Annotated in this window: 11 protein-coding genes; 3 read left to right on the forward strand and 8 right to left on the reverse strand. The window is 54.1% G+C overall.

Annotation, left to right across the window (positions count from 1 at the left end; genetic code table 11):
- The first annotated feature begins 71 nt into the window (after positions 1-71).
- Positions 72-1,178 (forward strand): 4-hydroxyphenylpyruvate dioxygenase, encoded by a 1,107-nt coding sequence (gene hppD, locus J4377_RS17155; RefSeq protein ID WP_253486224.1) that lies wholly within the window; start codon positions 72-74, stop codon positions 1,176-1,178.
- Between the two features lie 46 nt (positions 1,179-1,224).
- The gene (locus tag J4377_RS17160; protein ID WP_253486225.1) at positions 1,225-1,590 is read left to right on the forward strand and encodes a Rieske 2Fe-2S domain-containing protein; all 366 of its coding nucleotides are present in this window, start codon (positions 1,225-1,227) and stop codon (positions 1,588-1,590) included.
- A gap of 56 nt (positions 1,591-1,646) precedes the next feature.
- On the opposite strand, the gene J4377_RS17165 is transcribed toward J4377_RS17160, so the two are convergent.
- The 3 genes from J4377_RS17165 to J4377_RS17175 are packed head-to-tail and all read right to left on the reverse strand — an operon-like array spanning position 1,647 to position 5,181.
- Complete coding sequence (locus J4377_RS17165; RefSeq protein ID WP_253486226.1) at positions 1,647-3,053, reverse strand: Na+/H+ antiporter NhaC family protein; 1,407 nt, start codon at positions 3,051-3,053, stop codon at positions 1,647-1,649.
- Between the two features lie 34 nt (positions 3,054-3,087).
- On the reverse strand, positions 3,088-4,377 hold the full coding sequence (locus J4377_RS17170) for an FAD-binding oxidoreductase (RefSeq protein ID WP_253486227.1): 1,290 nt from the start codon (positions 4,375-4,377) through the stop codon (positions 3,088-3,090).
- A 6-nt stretch (positions 4,378-4,383) separates the two neighbouring features.
- Positions 4,384-5,181, reverse strand: a complete 798-nt coding sequence (locus tag J4377_RS17175) for an IclR family transcriptional regulator (protein ID WP_253486228.1) — start codon at positions 5,179-5,181, stop codon at positions 4,384-4,386.
- 249 nt (positions 5,182-5,430) lie between these two features.
- Between J4377_RS17175 and J4377_RS17180 the strand changes: the two genes are divergently transcribed.
- Positions 5,431-6,357 (forward strand): YihY/virulence factor BrkB family protein, encoded by a 927-nt coding sequence (locus J4377_RS17180; protein WP_253486229.1) that lies wholly within the window; start codon positions 5,431-5,433, stop codon positions 6,355-6,357.
- A gap of 91 nt (positions 6,358-6,448) precedes the next feature.
- On the opposite strand, the gene J4377_RS17185 is transcribed toward J4377_RS17180, so the two are convergent.
- The 5 genes from J4377_RS17185 to J4377_RS17205 form a co-directional block, all read right to left on the reverse strand.
- Positions 6,449-8,581 carry a TRAP transporter permease gene (locus J4377_RS17185; protein ID WP_095603552.1) on the reverse strand — a complete coding sequence of 711 codons (2,133 nt, stop codon included), beginning with the start codon at positions 8,579-8,581 and terminating at the stop codon, positions 6,449-6,451.
- Positions 8,582-8,661: 80 nt separating this feature from the next.
- Positions 8,662-9,687: a TAXI family TRAP transporter solute-binding subunit gene (locus J4377_RS17190; protein ID WP_253486230.1), complete on the reverse strand. Its 1,026-nt coding sequence runs from the start codon at positions 9,685-9,687 to the stop codon at positions 8,662-8,664.
- A gap of 239 nt (positions 9,688-9,926) precedes the next feature.
- A complete protein-coding gene (locus J4377_RS17195) occupies positions 9,927-11,309 on the reverse strand; it encodes a sigma-54 dependent transcriptional regulator (RefSeq protein WP_253486231.1) in 1,383 nt (460 codons plus the stop codon).
- Positions 11,306-13,072: an ATP-binding protein gene (locus J4377_RS17200; RefSeq protein WP_253486232.1), complete on the reverse strand. Its 1,767-nt coding sequence runs from the start codon at positions 13,070-13,072 to the stop codon at positions 11,306-11,308. The genes J4377_RS17195 and J4377_RS17200 overlap by 4 nt, the downstream gene beginning before the upstream one ends.
- Positions 13,073-13,310: 238 nt before the next feature.
- On the reverse strand, positions 13,311-14,144 hold the full coding sequence (locus tag J4377_RS17205; protein ID WP_253486233.1) for an alpha/beta fold hydrolase: 834 nt from the start codon (positions 14,142-14,144) through the stop codon (positions 13,311-13,313).
- Positions 14,145-14,153: the final 9 nt, after the last annotated feature.

Raw genomic sequence — 14,153 nt, forward strand, 5'->3', positions numbered from 1 at the left:
CAACCTAATTGCACCGCCTCTTCCCTATACTGAGCTTGTTCACTTACAAGACAATAATAGGAGAGACAGCGATGGGACCTTTTCCTCATGACGCGCCAAACGTAACCATAAGCGATGCAAACCCAGCGGGCACCGATGGGTTTGAATTTGTTGAATTTGCCCATCCTGAGCCGGAAAAGTTAGACAGCCTGTTTCGGCAAATGGGCTTCGTCCCCGTTGCAAAGCACCGTGATAAGTCAATCACCGTTTATCGTCAGGGTGATATTAACTATCTGCTTAACAGCGAGCCTAACTCCCACGCGTCAGCGTTTATTGAGGCGCACGGCCCCTGCGCACCGGCCATGGCTTGGCGCGTTGTTGATGCTCAGCACGCCCTAAAACGTGCCGTTGAGTTAGGGGCTGAAGAGTTCACTGGCAATAAATCTATCGATGCGCCTGCAGTTGTTGGTATTGGCGGCTCGCTGCTTTACTTTATTGATACGTATGGCGAAAAAGGCAGCTGTTATTCAAATGAGTTTGAATGGTTAGATGAGGTAAACCCTAAGCCTAAAGGGTTTGGCTTTTACTATCTTGACCACCTCACTCATAACGTTATTCGCGGCAATATGGACACGTGGTATAAGTTTTATCACGACACCTTTAACTTCCGTGAAATACGCTACTTCGATATCACCGGTAAAGTCACCGGCCTGACTAGCCGCGCATTAACCTCTCCCGATGGCAAAATCCGTATTCCGATTAACGAGAGTGCCGACGATCACAGCCAAATTGAAGAGTACTTGCGCGAGTATAATGGCGAAGGTATTCAGCACATTGCCATTGCAACGAACGATATTTATACCGGCACTGACTTAATCGCTGACGCGGGGCTTGAATTTATGCCTGGTCCGCCGAGCATCTATTATGAAAAATCGCTTGAGCGCGTAAAAGATCACCAGGAGCCCCTCGATAAACTCCGTAACCGTGGCATTTTGATTGATGGTGAAGGCGTTGTGGGCGGTGGCGAAACCAGAATTTTGCTACAGATTTTCTCAAAAACGGTGATTGGCCCGATCTTCTTCGAGTTTATCCAGCGTAAGGGCGATGATGGTTTTGGAGAGGGCAATTTTAAAGCACTTTTCGAATCCATCGAAGAGGACCAAATTAACCGAGGCGTGTTGCAAAGTACTGCAGAATAGCAAAAATGCTAAATAACAAAATTAGCGCTGACGAAAAGGAAACACTGTGCAAGACGCTTGGCGTAATTATGCAAATGCCCCCCAAGAGGGGGCTATTGTTTGCCCTTCTCATCTTATAGAAGAAGGCAATGCACACTGCATAGAAGTTATCAGTAACGATGAATCTTTCCCCGTCATTGTAACGCGCATCAATGGTGCCATTTATTGCTACGTCAATGCCTGCCCCCACCAATACTTACCATTAAATTACCGGTCAGAGAGTATCATTTCGTCAGATAGAAGCCGTTTGCTATGCAGTGCCCATGGCGCAGCGTTTGATATTAAAACAGGCAACTGCTTAGCAGGTGCTTTTGATAACCTTGACGCAATACCGGTGTTTGAAGACCCGCAAGGAAATGTTTGCATTGGCTGATGCTAGATTAAGCCCTGCGATAATGGTCTCTGTCGGCCTATCGCAGGGCTTATCGCTTACAGCGTGAGACCGAGCAAAAGGTAGGCAGCCAAGGAGAGTATGGCAACGGCAAGCGCAAAGGGAATTTGCGTCTTGATATGGTCGATATGGTCAGAAGCAGCCCCTGTTGAGGCAAGCACTGAGGTATCCGACAACGGCGAGCAGTGATCCCCGAACACACCGCCACCCGCTACGGCTGCCACCGTGGCATATACCAGCGGTGTAAGCATATCGCCGCTAAAGTTGAACGCGAGCGGCACGGCCAGCGGCATCATGATAGCGAAGGTGCCCCAAGATGTACCGGTTGAAAAGGCGATAACGGCTGCGATCAGAAATGTCATCGCTGGTAGTAATGCCGGCGTCAGCCATCCACCGGTGGCTTCAACGATATAGCTGGCCGTGCCCATGTCTTTGGAAAGCTGATTCAGCGAATAGGCTAACGCCAGAATAATAATGGCTGGCATTACTCCCTTCATCCCGGCCATCGAGGTTTTCATAATGTCGTTGAAGGGAATGCCCTGAAGGCGCATAACGATACCGAGAAACACAGAAGCCGCCAGAAATGCTTCCATGGTCTTAGCCGAGTCCATCACGATAAAGGTGCCTACAGCAACGCTGATCACCACCAGTACCGGGGCGAAAAAATTCCAGAATAGGTTGGTACGCGCACCGTCATAAGGCGGAATCTCTGTCAGCTCCTCGCCCACCAGCGGCTCTGCCCCATCACGCAGTACTTTGCCCTCTTCCTGAGCGCGACGCTCGGCTTCTCGCATCGGTCCAAAAAGTGGAATAACACCGACAATTACCAGCCCCACGACCAGCACCGAGAGCCATGCATAGAGGTTAAAGGGAACCGCATGTAGAAACACGCCCATCGCCTGAGCAGCATTTTCGATGGGGCCCATGCCAATCAACAAGCCAGAAATAAACACCGCCCAGCCGGTAATCGGAACCATCACACTCACCGGGGCGGAAGTGGAGTCCGCGATATACGCCAGCTTTTCCCGCGACACCCGATAGCGATCCGTCAGGCCGCGCATGGTGCTACCGACAAACAAGGGGCTGAAATAGTCGCTGAAGAAAACGAACATGCCCATCACCCAGGCAATCAACTGAACCCTTACCCGTGACAAAGCACGGCGTTCCACCCAGGCGGTAAAGTTCTGAATCGCCCCTGTGCGTTGGAAGAACGCGATCACTGTGCCGATGAAAAGCTCCAACAGCAGTATCCAGGAGAAACTGGTGGTGCCCAGGGTTTCCTTTAACAGCGTGGGAAAGCCCATCAGGCCATTGCCAAGGGTAATCACCCCAACAAAACAGGCGACTGCCAGCGAGAAAACGGTGTTGCGGGTAATAAATGCCAGCACAATAGCCAACGCCGCCGGCATGATGGACAGCAGTCCAATATGATCTTGAGGATCCATTGTCATCTCTCTTTTTTATAATGGTGAGTGGGGATCAAGTTTCTTGCTTTGCCTTACGGCGCTCCATTTCACTGGTCAGGTAGAAACCCAACCGACGCACGGGATCGGGCGGCATCCAGCTAGCCTTGCCGAATAACGACGCTATATTTTCGACCGGCTGGCCCATGGCATGGCGCGCCAAGGCATCGCCAAGGAAGGTACCCTTGACGATACCGCCGCCATTGCACCCCGCTGACACATACAAACCGGGCTGGATCTCCCCCCAGAGTGGCGCGCCGTTATAGGTCAGCCCGGTGGTCCCTCCCCAGACCTTATCGAAGCGCACTGGGGTGAGTTCGGGATAGCGCGCCTCAAGGCTCGCTTTCAGTTCAGCCTCAATACGGGCGTTATCGGCTTCGCGCTCATAGCTGTAACGCGAACGAATCATCAAGCGCCCATCGGCGGTGGTGCGTAGCGTACAACCCAAGCGATGTGCGGGTAGCAGCCCCCAGGTCGTCGCAGCAATGCGCTGTCGTTCAAGCCCAGGTAAAGGCTCGGTAATAGCGGCATAGGTATAAATAGCGGTTAGCCGCGAAGGGTCTGCGCCCAAGGCCCGAGAAAACGCGTTATTGGCCAGGATTACCTGTCCAGCCGTTACTTCACCTTCGGGTGTAGTGACACGCCACTTTTTGCCATCAGGCTTGATTTGAGTCGCGGGCGAGTGCTCATGCAGTTCGATTCCGGCTTCCAATGAATTCGCTAGGCCAACAATCAATGCTGCAGGCTGCACCAGATAACAGTCCGGTGAATAAATACCCTGTGTGTAGTAGCGCGTGCCAATTCGCTCAGCCAGTTGGCTACCGCTCAAGGTCTGGCAAGAAAGGCCTGCAGCGTTAAGAAAAGCTTCATACTGGACCAAGGCGCGCTGGCCTATCGCACTGCGGGCAGCTCGATAAGTGCCGCTACGTTCGAGTTGGCAGTCAATTCCCAGCCGCTCGACCCGCTCGCGCAGTAGCGCCATGGTTTGTCGGCTTAATGCGTTCAGTTTCTCCATGCGCTCAAGTTCTTCGGGGCGAGCATCATTGGCTAAAGCGATTTCCAGCATGAAACCAGAGTTACGCCCTGGGCTACCTTCACCTACTTGGTCGGCTTCAAGAATTTTGATGCGGTCTTCAGGCCGCGCCTGCTGCCAGGCCGTAGCTGCCGCGAAGCCGGTGTAACCGGCCCCGATGATGACGACATCCGCCTCAGTTTGGCCACGCAAGGCGGGGCTCGGCTGGCGCTCTGGAAGCCAAGCGTTCCAGCCGCACAAGCGCTGATGGGATGGATGCGTGGGTTGTGACATGACGATTTAATCCAGATACAGCAGGCCGTGGGCCTGGTTAACCATAGCGGCGACTTCTTCTTGCATGCCTTGGAGCACCTCCAACTTATGGGCCGTCGTCATGCGAGATTTGAGCATTGAGCAACTCATGGCCCCCAAGGGGTGGCCACTATGGTCGAGGATGGGAATGGCTAAGCCGCAGTATTCCGGGAGTAGAGAACCTTCAACGCCCCGGGCGTAGCCATGTGTTAGTAGATGGTTAATTTCGGCTTCGACATCGGCGATGGCGATCGCGTAATCATCCCGCAGTCGTGTCGCGTTGTGGTCGAGAATCTCGCCTCGTTCATCCGCACCGAGATACGCGAGCAAGGCAATCGACGCTTGGCCGACACCGAGCGGCAAGCGCCCTCCCGTCGCCCTAACGAAACTGCCCACCGGATAAGCACCGTTCTGTACTTCCAGGCAGACCGCGTAGATACCATCGCGGGCGAACAGATAGAAACTGTCTCCCCAGCGTTGTGCCAACGCCAGCAACCTCGGTCGAGCCAAGTCTCTCAATCCAGCGCCATTGCCCGCCTGAGCACCAAGCACTAGCAACTCATAACCCAGCAGGTAACGCCCACGAATGGGAGAAGAGCGTAAAAACCCTTGCTGCTTGAGACCTTTTAACAACCGATAGAGCGTAGGACGGCTGAAGCTCAACTCATTCAGATAATCGTCGACACTCGCACCGCGGTGGCCACCACGCGCGGTAACTTGCAGTATCTGCATGGCGTGAACGAGCGTGCTGGGGCCTGATGAGGTGATGTTTTCATTTACCGGCATTATGTTTATCGTTATTTGTCTAGGTGAGCTAGAACATAGCAAGACAAATTCACGAGTTCATCTCACCAAATGAGACACAACCATTTTCACGCGATAAAGCGGGTGTGGGGCAATGGGTTCTGCCGGGCAACGCCGATCATTGCCTATCTTTTTGCCGGTCTGTGCGTCAGTCTATCCACTGACGCTTGTTGTCGCTGCACAATCACACCGCCAAGGCATAGCATTGGCGCACAAGGAGAATGGCAAACAATGGGGCGCAACCAAACGGCACTCAATGCCTTACTTTTGTTGCTGCCACGGCTGGCTCATTTTGCCTGGCGTGTAGTGTGTCACTTCCTGAAGAATCGCGGCATCCTGCTCGCCGGTGGGGTGGGCTATAATATTTTGCTCTCGATCGTGCCACTATTTGCAGTATTGGTTGTGCTGTTGACAAAAGTGGTAGATCAACAGCATTTACTCAGCGTTCTTGCTGTACAAGCGCGCCACCTAGCACCGGCCCATGCCGAAGTGTTGATGGACGCCGTCCGCAGTTTGTTGAAGTCTCGCGGCGTCATCGGCATCCTTAGCTTACCCATTCTATTGCTCTTCAGCTCCTTCGCCTTTCGCATGCTCGAAGATGCCTTGGCGATTATCTTCCATGCGCCAGAGAGCCCCCATATCAAGCGCAGTGTGTGGGTTTCAGTGATGCTGCCTTACGCTTTCATACTGGTGCTAGGGGCGGGGCTGCTGGCCTTAACACTGATAGTCACCCTGGCCAGCTCGCTCAATACGCTGATGATGGCGCTCTTTGAGCGAGAACTGTCGTTTGCGGGTTTATCCGAACCGGTACTCAACTTATTCAGTTTTGCTGGGGTTTTCTTGTTATTCAGCGCTATCTATAAGGTGCTACCGATCGTGCGTATCGCGTTGCGCCGAGCGGTAATCGGCGGTTTCGTCGCGGCACTGCTGTGGGAAGGCGTGCGGCTGCTACTGGTTTACTATTTCACTCACCTCTCGTTCGTCAACGCCGTTTACGGGTCCCTAGCAACGCTGGTGATTGTGCTGCTCAGCCTGGAAGTCGGTGCCATCATTTTGCTGCTGGGCGCCCAGGTCATTGCTGAGCTAGAGCGCAACACACGCCTCGGCCTGCCTTGGCATATTGACCCCGACCGACAACCCATCACCCACGTTGATTAAGACATTACATTGAAATGCCGCCATCAAAAGATGGCGGCATTTATTTGAGCGCTATTTATAAGAGGGCTGCCCCCTTTATGCTCGCCTAAAGTCAGGCCGTCGCATGAACCATCTGGCGGTCACGTCTGGCACTCCACACCAGCGTCATCAGAAACAGTGCCAAGCCCAAGAAGTCCAGCAGCAAGTTTCCGTGGGGCCACAGCATTAAAGCACCAATGGGGAACATGGCTAGGCGCAGCCACCAGGGCAACTCGCTTTCCAGATAGCCTTCCAGCCCTGCGATAATGGCGTAAATACCGAATAACGCGAAGGCAAATACCACCAGCATCTCGGCCGGTGTCCCGGTGATCATTGGCGACCAAACAAACAGCAAGGGAATGATGTAGAGGCCCTTGGCGATTTTCCAAGCGGTAAAACCGGTACGCATAGGTGGCGTTTTGGCGATAGCCGCCGCAGCGAAGGCAGTAAGGCATACTGGCGGAGTCACATTGGAGTCCTGAGATAGCCAGAAAATCACCATGTGCGCCGCCACCAGCATCATCGATATCGTGTGCGACGAAAGCGCCTGCTCGTAGAGTTGTGAACGGAAATCGTCCGGCACCACGGCCAGTAGTTGTTGGGCACTGGCAGCGTCCATCGGGGCATTCAGCGCTTCCAAAGCATCTGGCGCGGCAAGCATAAAGATCGCCCGTGCCTGCTCGGGCAAATCACCGGCCATAATCAGTTCTAACAGCTGACTTTGTGCCATCAGACCATACAATGCAGGTGCCGATAGTGTGCCCAATACGATGTAAGCGGCCGTCACCGGCAACCCCATCCCCAGTACAAGAGAGGCCAGCGCGATCAATACGATGGTGATTAACAGGCTGCCGCCCGCCCAATCAGAGATCATCAACGAAAAGATGTTACCAATGCCGGTCGTCGACACCACATTGACGATCAAACCAACCGTCAGCAGTAAAATGGCGGTGGAAACCATGTTGCGGGTGCCCAGTACCAAAGCGTCGATAATTGCCTGAAGCTTCATGGGTGAACGTGATAACCAGGAAGCAACGACCACCGACACGATAGCGATACCGGCAGCATAGGTGGGAGTGAAGCCATTGATAAGGGCGACGACCAGCACCACGAGCGGTAGCAGGTAGTGCCAACCGCCCTTCAATACATCAATCAGTTTTGGAGCTTGTTCCGTTTCTACCTGATGAGTACCGCTACGCTTGGCTTCGATACGCACGAACATGGCCACCGAAAGGAAGTACAGCAGTGCAGGAAGCGCAGCGACCCCGATGATGGTGAGATATGAAACCTGGGTGTAAGAGGCCATGATAAAAGCCCCCGCCCCCATGACGGGAGGCATAAGCTGGCCCCCGGTTGAAGCCGCGGCTTCAACGCCAGCCGCAAAACGCGGTGGAAAGCCCGCTTTACGCATTAAGGGAATAGTAATCACACCGGTGGAAACCGTATTGGCTACGCTGGAGCCAGACACTGACCCCATAAGCCCTGAAGCGAATACCGCGACAAACCCCGGGCCACCAACAAAGCGACCCGCGGCACAACGCGCTAGCTCAATGATGAACTCTCCAGCACCCGAACGTACTAGGAAGGCACCAAAGAGAATGAACATGAAAACGTAAGACCAGGAAATCCGGGCAATCGAGCCCAGCATGCCGTCACCGCCGAGGAAGCTGCGAAACAGCACGGTTTCCCAGTTCAGCCCGGGGAAATTGAACACCCCGCCGACATAGCGCCCCCACCAGGCAACGTACGTCAGCGCAATGATACATAGCAGCGGGATAAACCAGCCGGTAGTCCGGCGGGCAAATTCTAATACCAACGCCAAAGCGGTAATCGACACGATCCAGTCAGCCAGGGAAAAGCGTACCCCACGGGCATAAAGCGCATCCTCAAAGCCGATTAAATAGAACGCACAGCCTAGGGCGGCTAGACCAAGACACACATCAACGGCGAGTAATAGGCGCTGACCGCTAGCCGAGCGCGCTTTGAACATCGGCACGGAAAGCGCGCACAACAGGCCGAACATACCGAAGTGTAATGCACTAACCCAAATCTCTGAGACAGTGCCCAGGGTATTGAAATAGATATGTGAGAAAGCAACGATGATGGCGAGCAAGCTCAGAATCCGCCCAAGCCAGGGGTGCTCAAGGCGCTCTGAAGCGCTGCTTGCGGATTCATCGCGCACCGTATCAGGTGTCGAATGACTCATGGTGTACCTCATAACACTAAGTAAGGCATAGGGAGGCCATCCGCCCGGCTTATGCCAGGCAGATGCAGGGCGATAGGCCTTCAGCCTTCGAGAAGATGCTCAGGAATTTCTATGCCTTGTTCCTGGAAATAGCGCGCAGCACCGGCATGCAGCGGTATCGGCAGACCGTCGAGCGCTTTTTCCAGAGCCATATCACGCGTTGCCGGGTGAATGTTGTTTAGAAACGGCAGGTTCTCGAACATGGCTTTGGTGATCTGGTACACATGCTCTTCAGGCACATCGGCGTTAACCACCAAAATATTGGGCTGGGAAATGGTATTGATCGGGGAGTCTTGACCAGGGTAAGTGTCGGCGGGAATTTCGAAAGCGCTCCACACTGGGTACTGGCTGTTAATGCGCTCAAGTTGCTCAGCGGTCACGTTCAGCGTGGTAATGTCATCGCCCATATTGGCATAGGCGCTGGTCACGGCAGAGGCCGGAACGCCTGCCGGTATGTTCATACCATCTATATTGCCGTTCTGCATGGAATCAGCGCTGGCACTGTAGCCCAGATAGGCAATATCCATCTGCTCCGGATCAATGTCCAGACCGGCAAGAATTTGCCGACCAGAGCCTTCGGTACCGGAATTACGCGCACCAATGGAGAAACCGCGCCCGTATAGCTGGGCCAAATCATCAATGGTGCCAGTATCGACCAGTGCGTCGCGCATCACAAAGTGTTCAACGTTCTGCCACAGCATAGAAACTGAGCGTACGTTGTCATAGGCTTTGGGCACTGGCCCCTCACCGGACCATGCCCAGGCGCCGTAGAGTGCTTGCAGAATACCGAATTGAGCCTGATCGTCATCCATCAGGCGCAAGTTTTCCGCAGAACCCGCCGAGCTGATGGCGGAAACGGAGATGCCGTGGGTAGGCTCGAGCTTGACACGTATCAGTGTAGAAAGTGCGACGCCTACCGGATAGAACGTGCCGCCAGTAGTGGCAGTGCCCATGATGTATTGTCCGCCCTCGGTAGATTCCTGGGCAGTAACAGCGGAGGCACTGACGCCGAATGCAGCGACGGTAGCGAGACAAAGAGCGGTTTTAAGAAATTGGCGTTTCAGCATGGTGTTGCTCCCAGCTTATTGGAATTGTTGGAGTAATCACTACTCCTTCCCCAATAGAGCGAGAAGCTAGCCAACTTTAAACAAAAGCATAAAAATCAATAAATTATAATTTTACTTCTACGACAAAAGGCAAAGACGCCTGAGCGACCATCGGCCATTTTTCGCCGACGGACTTTGCCCTCATCGGCAAAAAATGGCCGATGAATCAGCCCTAGCGCATTAACTCTTGAATCAACCGTTTAGGTCGCGAGAAAGTCTTCTCGGCGCAACTGGTGACGCTGCATTTTCTGATTGAGTGTACGGCGAGGCAGATCGAGTTCGTCGAGTACCGCTTGAATATTGCCATTATGGCGCTGTAGCGCTTCTTTCAAGACGGTAGCCTCAAATGATTCCATACGCACAGAGAGCGCAGACGCTTGATGTGGCGGCGTAGGCGAGCTTTGCCAGGGCAGATCCAGCCCAAGAATAAAGCGCGTGGCAATATTGCGCAGCTCGCGGAGGTTTCCAGGCCACCGATGATTGCCGAGGGCAGTCAGCAGTTCTGTGGAGGGTTCGCGCAGCGGCCTTTCGTGAACATCAGCGGCTTGATGGCAGAAGTGACGAAACAGCAAAGGAATATCTTCGCGGCGCTCACGCAAGGGAGGAATCGCCAGCTCAGCAATCGCCAAGCGATAATAAAGATCCTCGCGAAAATCTCCTTGCGAGACCATTTCCAGCAAGTTCTCTTTACTGGCCGCTACGACCCGAAGATGGAGGTGGATAACTTGGTTGCTGCCTAGCCGGGTAATTTCACCTTCCTGCAGTGCGCGCAACAGCTTAACCTGGGCAGACAGTGGCAGTGATTCTATTTCATCCAAAAAGAGGGTGCCGTGGCTAGCGGTTTCCAGCAGACCTATACGCCGCTCCCCCGCCCCGGTAAAGGCGCCTTTTTCATGCCCGAATAGCTCTGATTCGATTAATTCACTGTTCATGGCGCCACAGTTCAACGCCACAAAAGCGCCTTGGCTACCGCTGCCAAAGTCGTGCAAGGCGCGAGCCACGACTTCCTTGCCGCTGCCCGTTTCACCATTGATAACCACGTTGGCGCGGCTAGCAGCTAAGTTTTCCACTTGGCGCCGTAGTAGTTGCATCAGCGCAGAGTCGCCGAGCAGGCGCGTGCTTAAATAGTTATGCCGTAATGCCTGCTGTAACTGTAGGTTTTCCAGCGCCAGGGCACGATGCTCTAGCGCTCGTCGCACACACTCCTCGAGGCGTTCAGGATCGAAGGGCTTTTGCACAAAGTCCCAAGCCCCCTGCTGAATCGCCGCAACCGCCATGGGGACATCGCCGTGGCCTGTGATCAGAATCACCGGAGGCGGCGTATCGAGTGCTTGCACGGCGGTAAACAAGGCCAAGCCATCCATCTCGGGCATCTTGATATCACTGACGACGACACCGCACGGCTGGCCGTTTTGAAGTGCATTCAGCACCTTACCGGCGCGTAAAAACGTGCGAACCTCTAATCCCGACACCTCCAACCATTGGCTAAGAGAGTCACGGACATCGGCTTCATCGTCCACTAGCCAGACGGGCAGAGAAACAGCCGATAGTCGAGCTGAGGTGCTAGAAGGTGCTTGCGTCATGAAGGTGTCTCCTCACCATGCAGTAATGACAGACGAAACCAAGCGCCCCCAGCGGGGTGATTGCCAGCGCTGAGCTTACCGCCAAGGTCCTGAGCAATGCCGTAGCTAATAAACAACCCCAGCCCTAAGCCTTCCCCAACCGGTTTAGTTGTAAAGAATGGGTCGAACATCTGCTCGATCACTTCTTGAGGCAAGCCAGGACCATTGTCATGGATCGTCAATCGCACTTGCTCCGTAGTTACCTCAACATGCAGACGAATGACACCATTGGGTATGTCGTTCAACGCATCCAGCGCGTTACGCAGCAGGTTTGTAAGCAACTGCTCAAGGCGAACGTCATCGCCACGTATCCATAGTGACTGTTGCCAATCACCGTCACGCTCCAAACGCACTTTTTGCTGCTGGAAACGCTCCTCCAGTAGCTCTAGTACGAAGTTCAGGCTGGCCGGAAGATCCACACTCTCGCGGCTCTCGCCCTTGCGAGCAAACAGCTTTAGCTGCTCGATTAACCGAGCGAGGCGTTTGCTCAATACCTGAATACGTTGGAAGTTGTCGCCTGCCATTTCCTGACGGCCGAGCGCCAACAACCGCTCACCGTTGGCAGCATAAGTGCGGATGCCTGAAAGGGGTTGATTAAGCTCATGGGCAATGCCTGCCGCCATGGTCCCCAAGGCGGCCAATTTACCCGCTTGGACCAGTTCAGCTTGCGCATCCTCTAAGGCCTGGGTGCGTTCCTGGACACGCTCTTCCAAGCGAATATTAGTTTGCTGGATGATTTTCGCCTGAGCATCGCGCATGTGTTGGCGTTTTTGGCGTTCACGCAACCACAAGCCAAACAACAAAAGAGCGGAAAGCGTGACTAAGCCCGCCAGAAGTACATTGCGAGCACTGATATAAAGTGGGCGCACCGGGCTGAGATAATGCATCGACCAACCCAGTGTAGCAAGCGGCAGGGAAGCGACCAGAAAACGCTCGCCTCCCCCTTGTCCTTGGTTGCCTATTACCAGCGTATCGTCATGTAGACGCTGGCCGAGCGGGGAAAGCGATTTATCGAGAAATTGACGTTGGGCATTAATCTGCGCCAATGCATCTTCAGAAAGCCCATCAATGTGCTGAAACCGCCACTGCTCACGGCTAGAAAGTATCACAACGCCATTGGCATCCGACAAAATGACGTTTTCTTGTGCTCGACGCCAATCCTCTTGAAGCGCTTCCAGTGAGACCTTAACCACCAGGACACCCGCAGAGACAGTGTCGTCGCCAAGCGTAACGACATAAGAGGTGAAATAACCCGGCTGTCCGGTTGTGTCACCTATTGCAAAGAATTCACCGCTACCGCTCTGCATGGCATCGTAAAAATAGGGGCGGAAGTGATAATCGTGGCCAATGAAACTTTGCTCGAGCTCATAGTTGCTGCTGGCCAGGGTAACGCCTTGCTCATTCATCAGAAAAATGGCGTCAGCGCCCGAACGCTCAGCGACCTCTGCCAAGTGCTGATTAACAGGAGACAGCAATAGATCACTGGGTTCACGCAGGGCAGCCTGGACTAAAGGCTGCTGGGCCAGTAAGTCAGGCAGGTAAGTAAAGCGCTCAAGCGCGCCTTGCAGACTGCTGGTGTAGAGCGCTAGACGCGTATTCGCGTGACGTTGGGCATCCGCTTCGGCGTGGCTGTATTGCCAATGCCATAACCACCATAACCCTAAAAGGCTCAGCACGATTAAAGAGGCCAGAACCAGCGCATACAGCCAAATCTTTCTGCTCACTGTGAGTTTGCCTCAACGGTCGAATTGATCAGACCTAAGAGCTTATCACCCAGGCGTAAGCACTCCCATTGTCGAAGGTATCTCTAACGCCCTTCAGCGCAACAGCAAACTCATCACTATACGGTTGCCACAGGCGTCACCGGCGAGCCAATGGCGCCTGGCAGCTACGCCAACGTCATTCGGTTATAGGAATACTTCTCTCTGCCTATACCTATTTGCGAGCCTCCAGTCCGGAGGCTTACGCCACATCGTAGTTCGAGCCAGTTGAAAGCACAGCAATAAGCTTTTGCGCAAACAGCACCGGCGCCTCTACCGACGGCACATGACCCACACCGTCAAATATCTCCAACGGTGCGCCGTCGAGTTCCGCAGCCAAGGCTTCCAAAGTTGCGGGCGGCGTGGCCATATCTTCACTGCCGCCAAACAGCTGTACTTTGACCTTATTAGGAACGACCTTATGAGGGGCGTTCTTACCTGAAAGCTTTCCAGTGAACGTATCACGACCAAGCATTTCGCATAGCTGGGCATAGGACTCATCGTCGCCACGGCTCATTTGTACGCACCAGCCTGCTTTCAGCGCTGGACTTGCCTCAAAGGCCTGTGGTGCAAACCAGCGCGGCACGATCTCTTCAGACATTGCTGCCAGGCCTTCCTGACGCACTCGGCCTGCGCGGGTGTTCCAGAGATCAGGATTGCCGATCACTGCGCCAGTATTGGTCAACGTAGCGGAGAGCAGCCGGTCGCTATGCTCAGCAATCAACTGCTGGCCGACGACACCACCAATGGACGTACCGGCAAAGTGAAAGCGCTCAGCAGCCGCCAGCTCTGCCAATGCCAGAGCCTCAGCGGCTAAATCAGCGGGAGTGATTTGTGCACCGCTGGCTGCCTGACTAGCTCCGTGGCCGGGAAGATCCCAGGTCAGCACCCGGTAGCGGGGTAGCAGCGCGGGAATGATGTCGTCCCACACGGCTTGGCTCATGCCCAATGGATGCGCTAGCACGATAAGTGGATTCACATCCGAGCCGAGCAATCGGTAAGCGACGCTGCGGCCATTGATAGTATGAAAGGCCATGCTACCTCC

The organism is Halomonas sp. XH26, from assembly GCF_024138895.1.
GTDB lineage: Bacteria > Pseudomonadota > Gammaproteobacteria > Pseudomonadales > Halomonadaceae > Vreelandella > Vreelandella alkaliphila.